This window comes from Nonomuraea sp. NPDC049750, assembly GCF_040659625.1.
Lineage (GTDB): Bacteria > Actinomycetota > Actinomycetes > Streptosporangiales > Streptosporangiaceae > Nonomuraea.
Window position 1 is genome coordinate 108,015 of sequence record NZ_JBFANB010000003.1, and the last position, 16,819, is coordinate 124,833.

12 protein-coding genes are annotated in these 16,819 nt (G+C 69.4%); 8 read left to right on the forward strand and 4 right to left on the reverse strand.

Annotated elements, in window-relative coordinates; genetic code table 11:
* The first annotated feature begins 15 nt into the window (after window positions 1-15).
* Window positions 16-345 (forward strand): TetR/AcrR family transcriptional regulator C-terminal ligand-binding domain-containing protein, encoded by a 330-nt coding sequence (locus AB0J16_RS09230; protein WP_358536366.1) that lies wholly within the window; start codon window positions 16-18, stop codon window positions 343-345.
* A 75-nt stretch (window positions 346-420) separates the two neighbouring features.
* Here the strand turns inward: AB0J16_RS09230 and AB0J16_RS09235 are convergent, their stop codons facing one another.
* The gene (locus tag AB0J16_RS09235; RefSeq protein ID WP_358536369.1) at window positions 421-1,311 is read right to left on the reverse strand and encodes an NAD(P)-dependent oxidoreductase; all 891 of its coding nucleotides are present in this window, start codon (window positions 1,309-1,311) and stop codon (window positions 421-423) included.
* A 265-nt stretch (window positions 1,312-1,576) separates the two neighbouring features.
* Between AB0J16_RS09235 and AB0J16_RS09240 the strand changes: the two genes are divergently transcribed.
* The 5 genes from AB0J16_RS09240 (at window position 1,577) to AB0J16_RS09260 (ending at window position 9,039) form a co-directional block, all read left to right on the forward strand.
* Entirely contained in the window at window positions 1,577-2,884 is a 1,308-nt protein-coding gene (locus AB0J16_RS09240; protein WP_358536372.1) for an extracellular solute-binding protein, read from the forward strand.
* Window positions 2,881-3,831, forward strand: a complete 951-nt coding sequence (locus tag AB0J16_RS09245; protein WP_358536375.1) for a sugar ABC transporter permease — start codon at window positions 2,881-2,883, stop codon at window positions 3,829-3,831. The genes AB0J16_RS09240 and AB0J16_RS09245 overlap by 4 nt, the downstream gene beginning before the upstream one ends.
* Complete coding sequence (locus AB0J16_RS09250; protein WP_357941970.1) at window positions 3,828-4,655, forward strand: carbohydrate ABC transporter permease; 828 nt, start codon at window positions 3,828-3,830, stop codon at window positions 4,653-4,655. Before AB0J16_RS09245 ends, AB0J16_RS09250 begins: the two co-directional genes overlap by 4 nt.
* 16 nt (window positions 4,656-4,671) lie before the next feature.
* A complete protein-coding gene (locus AB0J16_RS09255) occupies window positions 4,672-7,254 on the forward strand; it encodes a glycoside hydrolase family 78 protein (protein ID WP_358536378.1) in 2,583 nt (860 codons plus the stop codon).
* A gap of 135 nt (window positions 7,255-7,389) precedes the next feature.
* Window positions 7,390-9,039: a DUF4434 domain-containing protein gene (locus tag AB0J16_RS09260; protein WP_358536381.1), complete on the forward strand. Its 1,650-nt coding sequence runs from the start codon at window positions 7,390-7,392 to the stop codon at window positions 9,037-9,039.
* Between the two features lie 47 nt (window positions 9,040-9,086).
* Here AB0J16_RS09260 and AB0J16_RS09265 read toward each other — a convergent pair whose 3' ends face one another.
* Together AB0J16_RS09265 and AB0J16_RS09270 are read right to left on the reverse strand one after the other, a co-directional pair.
* The gene (locus tag AB0J16_RS09265) at window positions 9,087-10,220 is read right to left on the reverse strand and encodes a hypothetical protein (RefSeq protein WP_358536384.1); all 1,134 of its coding nucleotides are present in this window, start codon (window positions 10,218-10,220) and stop codon (window positions 9,087-9,089) included.
* Window positions 10,221-10,473: 253 nt separating this feature from the next.
* The gene (locus AB0J16_RS09270) at window positions 10,474-11,664 is read right to left on the reverse strand and encodes an FAD-binding oxidoreductase (RefSeq protein WP_358536387.1); all 1,191 of its coding nucleotides are present in this window, start codon (window positions 11,662-11,664) and stop codon (window positions 10,474-10,476) included.
* A 213-nt stretch (window positions 11,665-11,877) separates the two neighbouring features.
* On the opposite strand from AB0J16_RS09270, the gene AB0J16_RS09275 reads away from it, so the two are divergent.
* Both AB0J16_RS09275 and AB0J16_RS09280 read left to right on the forward strand, forming a co-directional pair.
* Window positions 11,878-13,206, forward strand: a complete 1,329-nt coding sequence (locus AB0J16_RS09275) for a hypothetical protein (protein ID WP_358536390.1) — start codon at window positions 11,878-11,880, stop codon at window positions 13,204-13,206.
* A complete protein-coding gene (locus AB0J16_RS09280) occupies window positions 13,203-14,003 on the forward strand; it encodes a transporter substrate-binding domain-containing protein (RefSeq protein WP_358536393.1) in 801 nt (266 codons plus the stop codon). The genes AB0J16_RS09275 and AB0J16_RS09280 overlap by 4 nt, the downstream gene beginning before the upstream one ends.
* A 63-nt stretch (window positions 14,004-14,066) precedes the next feature.
* On the opposite strand, the gene AB0J16_RS09285 is transcribed toward AB0J16_RS09280, so the two are convergent.
* On the reverse strand, window positions 14,067-16,805 hold the full coding sequence (locus tag AB0J16_RS09285; RefSeq protein WP_358536396.1) for a BTAD domain-containing putative transcriptional regulator: 2,739 nt from the start codon (window positions 16,803-16,805) through the stop codon (window positions 14,067-14,069).
* Window positions 16,806-16,819 lie beyond the last annotated feature (14 nt).

A 16,819-nucleotide genomic window follows, 5' to 3' on the forward strand; every position in this document is an offset into this window, starting at 1 on the left:
CCGAGGAAGCCTCCGGTGCGGCCGGACCATCCTCGCCCCAACCCCACACTCGTTCGTGCGCCGCGGCGCTCAGGTCATACATCAGATCCGTCTACCGCCAAGCCCACGCCCCCCCAGGCAGCCGCCGCCCTCCGGCTGCTCATGGCCGACGCCCAGACCAACCCCACCGCCGCCGCGGCGTTGCGAACCTTCACCGATCACCGACGCGACACCTGCCTGGAACTACTGTCCCGAGCTCAGGAACACGACGCCCTTTCGACCGAGCGCGATCCGGGCGTCATGACCGATGTCATCCTCGGCACCGTCTGGTATCGCCTGCTCACCGCGGAACCGATCCATCGATGACACCGTGGCCGACGAGATCCTCCACCTCCTCATCCGTCAAACCTGACCGCGGCCCGGTAGATGGTGGCGCGGACCCTAGCGGGAAGCCTTCTTGAGCGCCCGCCCGTCCTCGTCCAGGTAGTCGCGCCACGAGCGCTTGGGCGTCCAGCCGAGCAGGCGCATCGCCTTCGCGCAGGAGATGCCGGAGGCGTCCGGACGGCTGAGCGGCCGCAGCGCGATGGCGTCGCCGTAGTGCTCCCGCAGGGCCGTCGCGAAGTCGTGGCCACCGACGTTGTCGGGCGAGGCGATGTAGAACACCTCGTGTCCCGGCAGGTCGGACTCGGTGGCCAGCACGATGGCGTCGGCCAGGTCGTAGACGTCGATGTAGCTCCACAGCCCGGCGCCGGGCTGTCCGTCGCGGAGCTGCGGGCCCAGATTGCGCTCGTAGTTGCCCTCGTGCTGCACCCAGCTCGGCCGGATGGAGACGCATCGGATGTCTGACCGGCGCACGGCCGCGTCCATGAGCTGCTCGCCGAAGTGCTTGGCGGTGGCGTAGGGGTCCTGCGGCCGGATCGGGTGCTCTTCGTCCACGGGCGCGTAGTCGGGCAGGAAGGGCCGCTCGGGGAAGAAGAAGCCGGGCACGGTCTCGCTGGAGATGTTCACGAAGCGGGTCACGCCGAACCTGATCGCCGCCTCCAGCATGTTGAAGGTGGACATCAGGTTGTTCTGGAAGACCACGTGCGGCGGGTTGGTGCTGGGCTCGGGGATGGCGGCGGCGTGGACGACCGCGTCGGCGCCGCGGACCACCGCGTACGCCGCCCCGGCGTCGGTCAGGTCGGCCTGCTGGTAGCGGGGGGCGCCGGGCTCCGCCCGCTCCCAGGTCGGGCGGGTGAGGTCGACGGCCGTCACCTCGTGACCGGCGTCGAGCAGCGCCTGGGTGGCAGCACGTCCGACCTTTCCGTGGGCACCGGTGACGACGACGTGCATGGGAGCTCCTTAGGCGCCAGGGGTCGAGACGTTCAGGGATGGGACGTCCAGGATAAGGGGAGGGGCGGTCGGCGCTGAAGGCTTGAATCGTTTCGCTTCAGAGCGGAAGTTTGCGGGTATCTGGGCGGATGGCACGCCTGGAGCCGCTGATACGTTTCCGTTTCGTTACCGCAGGAGAGCCTTGACGGCCCCGGAACGTAAAGCCTATGTTAACGCCCTAACGAGGCCATTGAAACGATTTAAGCTTCGAGCCCCAAGGGGTGTTATGAAGACCACGCTTCACAGACTCGGGGTGGCCTTCTCCGCCGCCCTCCCCCTCCTTTCCCTGGCGGCATGCGGCTCGTCCGGCAGCACGACGGCCGCCGACGGCAGCGTCACGATCTCCTTCCTCTACGACAACAACGAAGCCACGGTCAACGGGGCCAAAGCAGTCGTCCAAGCTTTCGAGGCGGCCAACCCGAAGATCAAGATCGAGTCGGAGACCCGCCCAGCGGGCACCGAGGGCGACAACATCATCAAGACCCGGCTGTCCACGGGCGAGATGAGCGACGTCTTCTGGTACAACTCCGGGTCCCTGCTCCAGGCCCTGAACCCCGGTCAGACCCTCATCGACCTCACCGGCGACCCGGTCATGAAGAACGTGGAGGAGTCGTACCTGCCCGTTGTCACCCAGGGCGGGAAGGCGTACGGCGTGCCGACGGGGACCGCCACCGGTGGCGGCATCCTCTACAACCGCAAGGTCTACGAGAAGCTCGGGCTGCAGGTGCCCAAGAGCTGGGCCGAGTTCACGGCCAACAACGACAAGATCAAGGCCGCCGGGCTGACGCCGGTGATCTCCACGTTCAAGGACACCTGGACCTCGCAGCTGTTCGTGCTCGCGGACTTCTTCAACGTGCAGGCCGCCTCGCCGACCTTCGCGCAGGACTACACGGCCAACAAGGCCAAGTACGCCACCACCCCGGCCGCGCTGACCGGCTTCAAGCGTCTGGAAGAGGTGCACGCCAAGGGGTACCTCAACAAGGGGTTCGGCTCGGCCAACCTCGACGCCGGGGTCAAGCTGCTGGCCGAGGGCCAGGGCGTGCACTATCCCCTGCTCACCGGGGTGGTGCCCGGCTTCATCAAGAAGTTCCCGCAGGTGGGCACCGATGTCGGCTACTTCGCCCTCCCCGGTGACGACGCCGCGAAGAACGGCGCCACGGTCTGGGAGCCGAGTGCGGCCTACATCCCCAAGACGAGCAAGCACCTCGACGCCGCCAAGAAGTTCCTGGCCTTCATCGCCTCCCCGGAGGGTGCGGCCGCGCTTGGCAAGGGCACCCCGCCGGCCGGACCGTACCGGATCAAGGGGGCCAAGCTGCCGGACGACGCGGTCCAGGTGGCGAAGGACCTGCAGGTCTACCTCGACAACAAGGCGTCCGCGCCCGCGCTGGAGTTCGTCTCCCCGGTCAAGGGCCCGTCCCTTGAGCAGATCACCGTCGCGGTCGGCTCCGGCCTGACCACGGCGGCCGAAGGGGCGGCCCAGTACGACAAGGACGTGGAGAAGCAGGCCAAGCAACTGGGGCTCGCGGGGTGGTGACCTCGTCGAGGCCGAGCACGGCCACGTCGCCCGAGCCGCCCACCGCGGCGGCCGGGCGGCGTGCCCGCGCGCGCAAGGGGAAGGGTGGGCGCGGCGGCAACCCGTACCCCTACCTGTTCTATGTGCCCGCGGGGCTCGTCTACACGATCGTCTTCCTGGTTCCGACGATCATGGCCTTCTACTTCTCGATGACCAGGTGGACGCTGTTCGACAGCACCTTCGTGGGGCTGGAGAACTTCACCGACTTCTTCGCCGAGCAGAACCTGCGGATCGGCTTCCAGAACACGCTGATCTACGCGGTCACCACCAGCGGGCTGAAGGTCGTGCTGGGGATGGCGCTCGGCGTGCTGCTCACTTCGCGGATCAAGCTGCGCGGTTTCCTGCGTTCGGTGGTGTTCTTCCCGGTGCTGGTGAGCACGGTAGCGGTCGGCATCACGTTCAGCGTGCTGCTCAAGCCCGACACCGGGCTGGTGAACAAGGCGCTGGCCCTGGTGGGCATCTCGGGCCCCGACTGGCTCGGCGACGCCAACACCGCGCTGCTGTCGGTGGCGCTCGTGGACGTCTGGAAGGGCGTCGGCCTGGCCACCGTCATCTACATCGCCGGCATGATGTCGATCCCGCGTGACTACTACCAGGCGGTCGCGGTCGACGGCGGCGGCGCCTGGCACCGGTTCAGGTTCGTGACGCTGCCGCTGAGCTGGCCCGCCACCAACTCGGTGATCATCCTGTCCTTCATCGGCGGGCTGCGGTCCTTCGACCTCATCTGGACGATGACCCGCGGCGGACCCGGCTTCACCAGCGACGTCATCGCCTCGATCATCTACAAGCAGTATCAGGCGGGGTTCTTCGGCCTGTCGACCGCCGGGAACGTGATCCTGTTCATCGTGGTCACCGCGCTGGTCGTGCCGCTCACCCGCTTCCTGAGCGCCAGGGAGGTCGCCGCATGAGGGCGCTGCGCAGATCCGGGCCCGAACTCATCGTGGTCCTCCTGGCCGTCGTCATCTTCGTCGTGCCGTTCTCGTTCATGGTGCTCACGGCGGTCAAGGACGAGGTCCAGTCGGCGGAGCTGGACTTCGGCTGGCCGACGAGCTGGCCCATAGTCCAGAACTTCGTCGAGGTGATCGAGGCGCGCGACTACGTGCTGCTGCGCGCCTTCCTCAACAGCACGATCCTCACGGTCGTGGCGGTCACCCTGCTGGTCGTCTTCTGCTCGATGGCCGGGTTCGTGCTGCAGCGCCGGGCGGGCCGCATGCGGTCGGTGGTCAACTTCCTGGTGCTGTCCGGGCTGATCATCCCGCCGGCGATCGTGCCGACCATCTGGGTGCTCCAGACTCTCGGCCTGTTCAAGACGCTGCCGGGGCTCATCTTCGTCGAAGTCGCCTTCCACATGTCGTACTCGGTCCTGCTTTATCGCGCTTTTGTGGCGGCGGTGCCGCGCGAGCTGGACGAGGCGGCGATGATCGACGGGTGCACCGGGTTCCGGCTGTTCTTCAAGGTGATCTTCCCGCTGCTCCGGCCGGTGACGATCACGGTCATCCTGACGACCTCGGTTGCCGTCTTCAACGACTTCGTCAACCCGCTCTACTTCCTGCCCGGTGACGAGAACGCCACCGTCCAGCTCACCTTGTACAACTTCCAAAGCCAATACAGCACGCAGTGGAACCTGCTGTTCATGGACATCGTGCTCATCACGATCCCGCCACTGCTCGCTTTCATCTTCTTCAACCGCAAGATCGTGGCGGGGATGACCGCCGGCGCGATCAAGGGCTGACGCTCAGAGGAGCCGCATGACCATCGACCTGCGTTTCGAGCACCACCGAGAGCCGCTCGGCATCGGCGAACCCAGGCCACGGCTGTCCTGGACGGTCCGCAATGACCGTCCAGGCTGGCAACAGCACGGCTACGACGTCGAGATCCGCGACTCGGAGGGCAAGGTGGTCTCCACGACCGGGCGCTCCGACTCCGTGCTGGTCCCGTGGCCGGGTGATGACCTGCGCTCGCGGGAACGCCGGGCCGTACGCGTGCGGGTCCGCGGTCAGGACGGCGAGGCGAGTGAGTGGAGCGAGTGGACCTCTGTCGAGGCCGGCCTGCTGGAGGCGGAGGAGTGGCACGCGGAGGCGGCGGCGCCGCCCGCCGAACTGCTCGGCGCGCCGGACGGGCCCGCGACCATGCTCAGGCGCGGCTTCGCCCTGCGCGGACCGGTCGAGCGGGCCCGCCTGTACGTGACCGGCCACGGCCTGTACGAGGTGGAGATCAACGGGCAGGTCGTCGGCGATGACGTGCTCGCGCCGGGCTGGTCGAGCTACGACCACCGTCTGCGCTACCGCACGCATGACGTCACCGCGCTGCTGTCGGAGGGTGACAACGCCATCGGCGCGATGCTCGCCGACGGGTGGTACCGCGGCCGCGTCGGTTTCAAGGACGGCCGGGTCGAGACGTACGGCTCGCGCACCGCGCTCATCGCCCAGCTCGAAGTCGTCTACACCGACGGATCGACCGACGTCGTGACCACCGACGGCTCCTGGCGCTGCGCGCGCGGCCCAGTCCTCGCGGCGAGCCTGTACGACGGCGAGAAGTACGACGCCCGCCTGCTGCCCGCCGGCTGGTCCGCACCCGGCTTCGACGACGGCGCCTGGCTGCCCGCCGATGTCGTGGACCACGACCGCGGCCTGCTCGTCGCCCCCACCGGCCCGCCGGTCCGCCGCTTCGAGACACTGCGCCCCGTCGAGGTCATCGAAGGCCCGGCCGGCGAGACGATCCTCGACTTCGGCCAGAACATCTCCGGCCGCCTGCGCATCCGCGTCCAGGGACCGGCGGGCCACACCGTCACCCTCCTGCACGCCGAGGTCCTGGAGAACGGCGCCCTGTCACGCCGCCCGCTGCGCAACGCGGCCGCCCAGGATGAGTACACCCTGGCCGGCGGCGCGGAGGAGGAGTGGGAGCCGCGCTTCACCATGCACGGCTTCCGCTACGCCGAGGTGATTGACTGGCCGGGCGAGCTGGGCCCCGACAGCGTCCAGGCCGTCGTCTGCCACACTGACATGCGCCGTACTGGCTGGTTCACCTGCTCGGACCCGCAGCTCCAGCGTCTGCACGACAACGTGGTGTGGAGCATGCGCGGCAACTTCGTCGACCTGCCGACCGACTGCCCCCAGCGCGACGAGCGCCTCGGCTGGACCGGCGACATCCAGGTCTTCGCCCCCACCGCGGCCTTCCTGTACGACTGCGCGGGCACGCTCGGCTCCTGGCTCGCCGACCTGGCCGCCGAACAGGACGAGTCGGGCATGGTGCCCTACTACATCCCGTGGGTCGGCCTCGAGTTCCCCGCCATGCCGGCGGCGGCGTGGGGCGACGCGGCGGTCATCGTGCCCTGGGTGCTCTATGAGCGCTTCGGGGACCTCGGGGTGCTGGAGACGCAGTACGACAGCATGAAGGGCTGGGTCGACCACATCGCCGGCATCGCCGGGGACGACCACCTGTGGGATGAGGGCTTCCAGTTCGGCGACTGGCTCGACCCCGCCGCGCCGCCGGACCGGCCCGGCAAGGCCAGGACCGACCCGTACCTCATCGCCACCGCCTACCACGCCTGGACCGCGCAACTCGTGGCCGACACCGCCGAGCTGCTGGGCCGGGGCGAGGACGCGAAGAAGTACGGCGAGCTGGCGGCCAAGGTCCGGGCGGCCTTCCGCCGCGAATACCTCTCGCCGTCGGGCCGCCTGGTCAGCGACACCCAGACCGCCTACGCGCTGTCCCTGCACCTCGGCCTGGCGGAGACGCCGGAGCAGCGGGCGCGGGCCGGCAAGCGGCTGGCCGAGCTGGTGGACCAGGACGACTACCGCATCGGCACCGGCTTCGTCGGCACGCCGCTGGTCTGCGCCGCCCTGGCCGCGGCGGGGGAGCACGACACGGCCTACCGGCTGCTGACGCAGCGCGAATGCCCCTCGTGGCTGTACCCGGTGACCATGGGCGCGACCACGATCTGGGAGCGCTGGGACAGCATGCTGCCCGACGGCTCGGTCAACCCCGGCGAGATGACCTCGTTCAACCACTACGCGCTGGGCGCGGTCGCCGACTTCCTGCACGGCACGCTCGCCGGCCTGGCCCCCGCCGCGCCCGGCTACCGCCGCATCCGCGTCGCGCCGCGACCCGGCGCCGGCCTCACCCACGCCTCCGCCGAGCACGAGACGCCGTACGGCCCGGCGGCGGTGGCCTGGTCCCGGACGGGCGGCAACCTCACGGTCACCGTCTCCGTGCCGTCGGGGACGACGGCCGAGGTCGACCTGCCGTCCGGGGAGCTGGTGGAGGTCGGGTCGGGGATGCACACCTTCACCACGCCGTACCGCGATCCGGCGGACGACCCGGTGGCCTGAGCGGTCTCGTGCCTCTGGGGCGGCGGGTTCGTCGCGCCGCCCCGGGGGTTCGGCCGGGCCACGATAAGGTGCATCGGGTGATCTAACGGGTACGACCGTTCTGGCCGCGAGCGGACACTCGCGCGAGGAGGTCATGTGGTATCCGGGTGGATCCTGCGCGGGTTCGCGGCCGTGGTGGTGCTGGCGGCCACCGTCGCTCCTGGGACGCGGGCCGAGGCCACAACACCTGTCGACGTGGACTGTCCGGCTCGGGATACGCGCGTCGACGCGCCGTACGCGATCACTGGTTACTGGCTGGTGCCCCGCTCGGACCCGTGCGTCACGCGGCGAACCGTGGAGGCGATCCACGGGGTCGGCGGCGACACGCTCATCACGTTCGGCCCGCGTCTGGTGCCCAGCCGGGTCGACCGGACGGGGCGGCTGCTGAAGGAAGGCGGTCCCGACCCCGACTTCACCGGCTGCGTCGAGAACGGGAAGACGTGCTACCGGGCCGCTCGGGAGGCGGTTCCGCGCATCCGCCGGGTCTACGGCTACGCGGCGAACGAGCTGTTCGGCGACGGTCTGCTGCGGTGTCCGGGCCTGGACCGGCGGATCGAGAGCGGCGAGCGGGTCTACTACCGGCTGCTGCTGGGCAGATCCTGCTCACGCGGCCCGTACGACCTCGTGCTGATCGCCACCGACGGCGACGGGCTGGGCAACCTGATGACGGAGGCGGCCGCGTACGGGATGAAGGTGTTCCCCGGGCTGCCCGCCGCGCCGCAGGACGTCAAGCGGCCGTGGCTGCCCGACCTCACGCACCTCGGCGCCGTGACCGCGTTCACCGAGCGGGTGGTGACGGACTATCGGGGCAGGTACGGGGCGTCGGCGGCGTTCGCCGGGGTGTACCAGTCGTTCGAGCTGGCGGTGAAGTCGCGGCCCAGCGTCGATCCGACCATCGACCTGTACCAGGCCCAGCACGCCGTGGTGGCCGCCACGCTGCCGGGTAAGAAGATCCTGGTCAGTCCCTACTTCGACGCGCGCAGGGACAAGGGCTTCCCGCCCGAGCGGGTGGGGCCAGGGCTGCTCGCCATCGCCGCCACCGCGCACGGCGCGCCCATGATCGTCGCCGTGCAGGACGGGCGCGGGACGGGCAAGGTGCCCGTGTACGGCCGTGACGAGGTGGACGCCAAGGTCGATCGTCGGCTGGTGCCGATGGTGGGCGACGTCACCAACCGGCAGGCGTACTACGGCTCGACCTACGACTACCTCCAGGCGGCGGCGCGGTCCCGGCCGCCGGGGGTGGAGCTGTGGATGAACGCGGAGGCCTTCGAGCCCGCCCCGGTGACCGGCGAGTGCGGCCGGGCCGACCCGCTGCCGCTACGCGGCCGGACGACGAAGAAACGGCTCGACGCCCAGGTCATGGCGGCCGGCGCGGCCGTGACCAAGGTGATCTCCTACGGCTGGGACCCGTTCCTGACCTGCCGCCTCAACTGGATGACCCCGTCGTTGAGCGACGACCTCCACGCCTCGTGGAACGCGCCGCTCATCCTCGGCGCGACCAGGAACGCGGCCGGGATCGCGATCACCGGCCGCAACCTCGCGGGCGGGACGATCAAGGTCCAGTATGCCCGCGCCGGGGCGGGGATGAAGACGGTGACCGTCGCCCAGGGACCGGACGAGGCGGGTGCCGCCTGGGTCCCCTTCGCCACCCCCACGGACGTCGACCCCCGCCGCCCGTTCCTCTACATCACCGCCGTGAACGGCACCGGCCGGTCCAGCACCAACGCGTACGTCATCCCCTCGTAGCGGACGCGCCCCAGTCTCCTGTGGCAGACAGCCATCGCTGATGGGCCCTATTGCTGCCAGTTCTCGCATACGAGCCCGTCTGAGGTTCGCATGAAGGCATGGGGCATCTGAGCTGCCGCAGGCGAGGTCTGTGTGTTGGTGATGCCGATGCCCGCGTCGATGATGTGGCCAGTCGGATTCCCGTGATCTTCCCAGACCGGCTTGGTGCCGTCCCACCGACAGGCCCAGACGGAGTTGTTGCCGTCGGTCACGAAGACCAGTGCGTACTGGGAGCCGTTGTTCACGTCCAGGACGCTTATCGCCCCCAAACCGATATTGGCGTAGTGGTCACTCGGTGGTGCGCCCATCGCGAGCCAGGTGCCGTCCTGGCAGGCCCAGAGGTCGCCGGTTGGTCCGCTCAGGACGAAGCAGCAGGGCCGCGAGGGCTGACCCGGGCCGCTCTTGATGATCGCCGCACCGGCCGAGCCACTGATCACCGCAGGGTAGGGAGGACTACCAAGGGCGGTCCATCGTGTGGACACCGTGTCCGTGACACCGAGCCACAGTTGTCCGTCGCCGCCCCACACATGAACTTGCAGGCTCTGCTCGCCGGTTCTCTCGTCCGGGACGGCGAGAACTCCCATGGAGGAGCCGATCGCGACGCCGGGCGAGCCCATGTTGTGCCAGAGCCAGGATGTCACGTTCCACCAGTTCACCCACGCATTGCCGTCGCTGCCGGTTACGACGGCGAAGGGGGCGAGCTCTAGCGTCGGCTTCAGCGCGACCGTCACCGCGCCGAGGCCATTGAGAACGTCGACGCTCGCCGGCTGCCCCTGATCGGACCAGATCCAATCTACGCCGTTCCACCAGCGCACCCAGAGATGTCTGTCTCGCACGACGAACGCGTAGGGTCGATTCCCATTCGGGTGGTCGTCGAGGGCGATGACACCAACGGGTCGGTCGACCTTTCCCCCTTGGTCGACCCATTCCCAGCTGCCGGTGGGGGTTTCCCAGAGAATGTACAGATGACTGTCATCCCCTCGCACGAATACGAAAGGACGGGAGGCCGTCGAGACTTTTCTATCCTGGACCGCCACCGCACCGATCCCGTAGGTCACCTCAGGGCCGGGCTTGCCGAGGAGGGCCCAGTGCCATGACGTCGGGATGGGGGCGCCGGCCCAGGGCAGCGAGGCCACAGCCATGGCTCCGAGGCTGCTCCCCAGAAAGGTTCTGCGAGAGAGCTCTGGGACGACGACGTCCGCTGGGAATCGTCTGCCGCCGTCGGATAACGCAGGCTGGTCGTCGGGTCGTTGCTTGTTTACTGACACCACTTCTTCCTCTCGCGATCTGAGCGCAAATGTCCCGGCAATTTGAACGCCTGTCGCTTGATACACGATTAGTAGCGAATTGCAGCACCAAGACCATTTAGTTTCGCGGTTTCGCGGGCGCCCGGGGTCACCCCGTTCGGGAGAAGCGCCCCGGGCGGAAGTCCTCCAAGAGCGGATGCCTGGTGCCCGTGAGCACCTCGTACGCGGTGAGCTCCCCAGCGATGAGCCCCAGCGTCGCACCCGAGTGGGTGAACGCCACATGGCAGCCGGGCACCGACTCCAGCTCGCCGAAGACCGGCTCACCGTCCGCCGGTATGGGTTTGCGGCCGAGCCGCCACGACGCCGCCCGGAGGGTGACATCACCCTGGAGCAGGGCGGACGCCTCGGCGACGAGCTCCTTGACGTACTTCTCGTCGATCGAGCAGGAGCCGTCCTCGTGCTCGGTGATGTGCTCCTCGTACCAGCTGTGGTCGATCGCGAAGGTCGATCCGGGGTTGGGGCGCATCGCCGCGCGCGGCGTGTTCAGCACGGTCACGACCTCGGTCTCGACCGGCTCGGTGATGACGAGCATGGACAGCGGGGACGCGTCCGGCAGGTCCACGCCGAGTTCCGCGAGCACCGCCGGGGTCTGCGCGCCGCAGGCGGTCACGACGGCGTCGCCACGCCACGACGTGCCGTCGGCGCCGCGCACTCCCCGTGCCCGGCCGTCCTCCACGATCACCGAGCAGTGTCCCGCGCCGGTGACGAGCCGGCCTCCGCGGCGGACCAGCTCGTCCGCGAGCTCGCGGATCAGGTGGGGGAGGGAGACCCAGCCGTCGCCAGGATTGTGGATCGCGAGCCGCTCACCCATGCCCACCCGGACCCCGCTGACCCGCTGGCCCACGTCCCCGCCCGCCGGGACTCCGCCGTCGGCGTCCGCGCGGCTGATGGGAGGCGACTCGGAGCCGCGCCCGTCGACGAGGTGCGACTCATACCCGTTCGCGACCTCGTGCGCGTGCCGTGCGCGAGTCGCCTCGGCCCCGTCGGGGGTGGTCCACCACAGGGCGCCGTCGAAGCGCAGCCAATCCCGGCCAGGGTCGGCGGCGAACAGGGTGCGGTAGCGGTCGATGCCGAGGAGGCGCAGGAGATGGTAGGAGCTGGACCGCATGCCCGCCGAGTTGAGCCAGGACAACGAACGTCCCGACGCGCCGCTGGCGAGCTCCGATTCGGTGACCAGGACGACCTCGGCGCCGCCGCGTACGAGGTGCACGGCGGTGGACACGCCGAGAATGCCGCCCCCGAGGACGACGACGCGCCGGGCCGCGGTGTGGTCTGACATGTGGCTCCTGACGTCATAGAGCGGGTATGGGCACGTTAGCTTCCGGCGGCCGCCAGCCACGATCCCGGCACGGGCCTGCCGGCCGAGCGAAGGTAACCGAATCCTCTTGCGGATCTGTCACTTTCGCGGCCATGCTCGAATTTCTGAGCACGAGTCGATCTCGGGGGGCGCGGTGTACACCAACGATCCCGGCGTCTCCCTTCGGAGCGGCCCATGACAGTGACGGCGACGCCTTCGATCAGGCGCGAGAAGTCGGTCTCCGGGCGGGTGCGTACGCTGGCCGGGCTGTCCCTCCTGACGCTGGCGCTCCTGCTGGCCGCGATCCTGGCCGGAGCGGCGAGCACGGGCTCCGGCTTACGCACCATCGGACATGACGCCGGGCCGCAGGTCCTCGCCACCACGGGCCTGTATCGGCAGATGTCGGAGATGGACGCGCTGGTGGCCGAGACCCTGCTGCTGGGCAGCGAGTATGGCCCCCAGCAGCAGGCCGATCTGACCAACTATGACCAGCGTCGGCTGGAGATCTCCGAGAGCCTGCTCAAGGCGTACCGGCTGGCCCTGGACAATCCCGCCGAGCAACGCACGGTCGAGTCGCTGATCGAGGGCCTGGGCCGCTACGAACGGCTGGCGACCCAGGCCCGGCTGCTGGACGTGCAGTCCAAGCACACCGCGGGACAGCCGCCTGACAATGTGGTCCAGGCCTATCAGAAGGCCACCGACCTCATGCATCGCGAACTGCTTCCCCAGGCCTACAACCTGACCCTGGAAACCGGGACGATCGTCCGGCGCGCGCATGTGGCCGAGCGCTCGGCCACCTCGTTGGCCCGCTTCGCCGTCATCGTCACCGGGCTGCTCGCGCTGGCCTGCCTGGTGGGTCTGCAGATGTACCTGACCCGCAGGTTCCGCCGGGTCTTCGCGCCGGCCCTGGTGGTCGCCACCGTGCTCACCGTGGCCGGTCTGGTGACGGGCACGGTCCTGCTCAACCGGCAGGGCCAGGCGCTGGACGAGGCCAAGCGCGGCGGTTTCGACGCGGTGCTCACCTTGACCAGGGCGCGGGCTATCAGCAACAGCATGCACGGAGACCAGAATCGCTACCTGCTCGACCGCTTCCGCAAGGACACCTACGAACACAGCTTCCTGGACAAGTCACAGACGATCGCGGCTGTCGACTCCACCAGCCTGCCCGACTACCAGAGCAAGTTGCGGGCCGACTTCCAGGGCTTGCTCGGCAGCTTGACGGGCCAGGACCGGGAACGCCTCTTCGCCGTGTACCAGAAGTTCCAGCAGGCGGACGCGCGGATGCGGACCATGACGGCCGAAGCGGCGATCAAGTACTGGGACGGCGAGCTCACCCAGACCTACGAAAGCTACGACAAGATGCTGGAGGAGCTGGTCCGGCGGCACGAGTCCGACTTCGAGCGCGCCATCGACAGCGGCGATGGAGCCCTGGAGACGCTGTGGCGGCTGATCCCCGCCGGGCTGGCCGCCGGCGCCCTGCTCATCCTGGTCGGGATCTGGCCACGGCTCAGGGAGTACCGGTGAGAAAGCTGCTGATCTGCCTGACGCTGCTGCTCACCGCCTGCGGCGCTGCGCGGCCGGAATCCATCGTGGACAAGGACAAGTTGATCGTCGCCATCCGCTCCGACGTCCCGCTGATCAGTTTCAAGGGGCAGGGCGGCGTGTACTACGGCTTTAACATCGACGTGGCGAAATATCTCATCTCCCGGCTGCACAAGCAGATCCGCTGGCTGGAGATCACCGCCGGAGACCAGCTCACCGTGCTCACACAAGGGCGGGCTGACCTGGTCTTCGCCCACATGTCGGTCACCCCGGAGCGGAAGAAGGTGATCGACTTCGCCGGGCCCTACCACGTCGACTTCCAGGACATCGCGGTGCGGCCGGCCGACAAGGACGTCATCCGCGACGTCCGCGACCTGGCGGGCCGCAAGATCTGCTGGGTGCGTGGTACGAACATCGCCCAGCGGATCATCGACGAGCGCCGGGTCAAGGCGATCGCCGTCCCCGCGCCCGACTACAACGTATGCCTGCAGATGATCAAGGACGGCAGGATCGACGCCATCTCCACCAACAGCCAGATCCTGGCGGGGCTGCTCACCAAGCCGGGCGTCGATCTGCACCTGGTCGGTGCGACCTTCAACGAGCAACGGACGGCGATCGGCATTCGTAAGGGTGATGTGGACGGCTGCGAGGAGCTCAACCGGGCCATCACCGAGATGTACCAGGACGGCACGGCGAACATGCTGCTGGACAAATGGTTCGGCAAGTCGGGCATCGACCTGTCGGTGGTCTCGGTCCCGCAGTTCGAGGGCTGCTCCTAGGAGTGTCCTGAAGCGGGCGGGTCGGGTTGGCGGGTTTCCGGCATCAGCCCGCGGTTCACGGCACTAGAGAGTCTCCAGGATCGTCGCGACCTCGCCCACGCGCGGGTCGTCCATGGCCTTCAGCTCGGCCAGCGCCGACAGCAGGACGCCTCTGGCCGGTTCGCGGCGCCCGGCGTCGGCCAGGGCCCGGCCCAGGTCGATCAGGCACATGGCCAGCCAGCGGCGGTTGCCCTTGCCCTCGTACAGGGCCACCGCCTCGCGGAAGCAGCGCAGCGCCCTGCGCCAGTCCCGTAGGGCCACGTACGCGCGCCCGAGGTTGCGCCAGATGTCGCCGCGCACATCGGTGTTGCCGTTGGAGGCGGTGGCCGTGAGGGCCCGGCGGTAGTACTCGACCGCGAGCTCATGGTCGCCCGCCAGATGGCTGACGATGCCCAGATTGTCGAGAAGGTGGGCGATCCCGTACTGGCCGCCGAGGCTTTCGTACAGCGTCAGTGCGCGTTCCAGGCAGCGCCTGCCCTCTGCGGTGTCGCCGAGCTCGCCGTGGACCAGGCCGAGGTTGCCCAGCAGCATCGCCTCGCCCCTGGCATGTCCGGCCTGCCGGAAGCGGGACAGCGACTGCTTGAAGCGGGACAGGGCGATTTCATGCTCACCCATGTCGAAGTGGACGCAGCCGAGGGAGTTGAGCGTGAAGCCCTGCCCGGCGGGCTCCGCGGCGATCTCGGCCGCCCGCAGCGCCGACCGGGTGAACTCCAGGCCGTCGTGCCAGGGGATGTACCGGTCGAAGAAGGTGGTCATGCCGATCGAGATACGCCACGCGTGCCCGGCCCGGCCGTTGGCCGCCGCCCAGGCGATGACCGAGCGCAGGCAGTGGTACTCCCGCTCCAGCCAGTTGCGCGCCTGCCGGTGATCGTCGAACGTCAGTGGCGAGATCTGGCTGGTGTGGGGCTCGACGAAGTCCCGTACGCGGTGCGGCAGCATCTGCCTGTCGGCCTCCACGACGGTGTAGAGGTACCAGTCCAGCAGCCGGTCCACCGCGGCGTCGCGCTCACCGGCCGTCTCCTCCTCCACGGCCCGGCCGGTGGCGTACAGGTGCACCAGGTCGTGCAGCTCGAAGCGGTCCGGCTGGACCTGCTTGACGAGGTGGGCCGCGACGAGATGGTCGAGCAGCGCGCCGGCCTCCTGTGGCGCCACGCCGGCCAGCGCGGCCGCCGCCTCCAGCGAGAGATCTCCGGCCGGGTGCAGGCCGAGCAGGCGGAACATCCTGGCCACCGGTGCCGTCAGCGCCCGGTACGACCACAGCAGCGCGGTGTTGAGGTCGGCCATGGGGTCGTCCTCGCCGATCCCGAACTGCTCCAGCCTGGCCTTCTCGTCCTCCAGCGCGCTGACGATCCTGGCCAGGCCGCCGCCGCGGTGGGCCCGCTCGGCGATGACCGACAGCGCCAGCGGCAGGCCGTCGCACAGCTTCACCAGGCGTACGGCCGCGTCGCGCTCGTCGGCGACCTGCCGTGCGCCGATCACCTTCTCCAACAGTTCGAGGGATTCGGGCGGGGTGAGCGGGTCGAGGCTGAGCCGGCGGGCGCCGTCCCTGGCGGCCAGCCCGCGCAGCTGGTTGCGGCTGGTCACCAGCACCAGCGAGTTGGCCCCCGGGAGCAGAGGACGTACCTGCGCGCTGTCACGGGCGTTGTCCAGGAGCAGCAGCATGCGCCGGCCCGCCAGCGTGCTGCGCAGCATCGCCGCGCGCGCGTCCAGGTCGGCCGACAGGCTCGTGGCGGACACGCCCATCGCGCGCAGCAGCGTCTCGATCGCCACCTTCGGGTCCATGGGCCCGCCGGGGCCGAACCCGCGCAGGTTCAGGTACAGCTGCCCGCCGGGGAAGCGGTCGATCACCTGATGCGCCCAGTGGACCGCCAGCGCGGACTTGCCCGCGCCGCCCGGGCCGCCGATCACCACGATCTCGCTGCGCCCCGGCAGGTCGGCCACCAGCCGGTCCAGCCGGGCCAGCTCGGCCAGGCGCCCGGTGAAGTGCGCGATGCCGGACGGCAGCTGCTGCGGCGTCATCGGCGCGTCGGCCACCTCGTACTCGTCGGCGACCAGGATCGAACGGTGGGCCCGGCGCAGCGGCTCCCCGGGGCCGACGCCCAGGTCCTCGAGGAGCCGGTGGGTGACGCTCTGGTAGGTCTCCATGGCCTCCGCCTGCCGCCCCGAGCGGTGCAGCGCGAGGATCAGGTTGGCCCACAGGCGCTCCCTGTAGGGATGCCTGGCGATGGCCGAGCGCAGCACGGCGATCCCCTGCTCCGGCCTGCCCCATTCGAGGTGCAGCTCCGACCATCGTTCCAGGGTGCGCACCTGCTCCTCGACGACCAGGGAGACCTCCTCGCGATGGAGCGTCTCCGAGGGGACGTTGGCCAGCAGCGGCTCGCCGCACAGCGCCATCGCTTCGGTCAGCGCGGCCAGTTCCTCGGCCGGCCCGCTCCTCTGGGAGCGTCTGATGATCTCCCGGTACCGCAGCAGGTCGAGGCTGTCGGCGGTGACGCTGATGGTGTAACCGCCGTCGAAGGTCTGGATGAGGCCCGGATCGCCCAGGGCACGACGCAGGCGGGTCAGATGCGTCTGCAGGGCCGCGCGCGCGTTCGACGACTCGTCGCCGTCCCACATCCGGGCGATCAGCCGGTCGGCGGAGACGCGCTCGTTGGCGTGCAGCAGCAACGTCGCGAGCGCGATGCGCTGCTTGGGCCCGGACAACGAGATCTCCGCCGCGGCGCTCCTCACCCGCAGCGGGCCCAGGACGCTGAAGTGGATCAAGTGCTCCGCCTTAA

Coding starts and splice junctions, on each gene's coding strand:
- AB0J16_RS09250 (WP_357941970.1), top strand. CDS start 3,828: ATGAGGGCGCTGCGCAGATCCGGGCCCGAACTCATCGTGGTCCTCCTG.
- AB0J16_RS09240 (WP_358536372.1), top strand. CDS start 1,577: ATGAAGACCACGCTTCACAGACTCGGGGTGGCCTTCTCCGCCGCCCTC.
- AB0J16_RS09235 (WP_358536369.1), bottom strand. CDS start 1,311: ATGCACGTCGTCGTCACCGGTGCCCACGGAAAGGTCGGACGTGCTGCC.
- AB0J16_RS09255 (WP_358536378.1), top strand. CDS start 4,672: ATGACCATCGACCTGCGTTTCGAGCACCACCGAGAGCCGCTCGGCATC.
- AB0J16_RS09265 (WP_358536384.1), bottom strand. CDS start 10,220: ATGGCTGTGGCCTCGCTGCCCTGGGCCGGCGCCCCCATCCCGACGTCA.
- AB0J16_RS09270 (WP_358536387.1), bottom strand. CDS start 11,664: ATGTCAGACCACACCGCGGCCCGGCGCGTCGTCGTCCTCGGGGGCGGC.
- AB0J16_RS09275 (WP_358536390.1), top strand. CDS start 11,878: ATGACAGTGACGGCGACGCCTTCGATCAGGCGCGAGAAGTCGGTCTCC.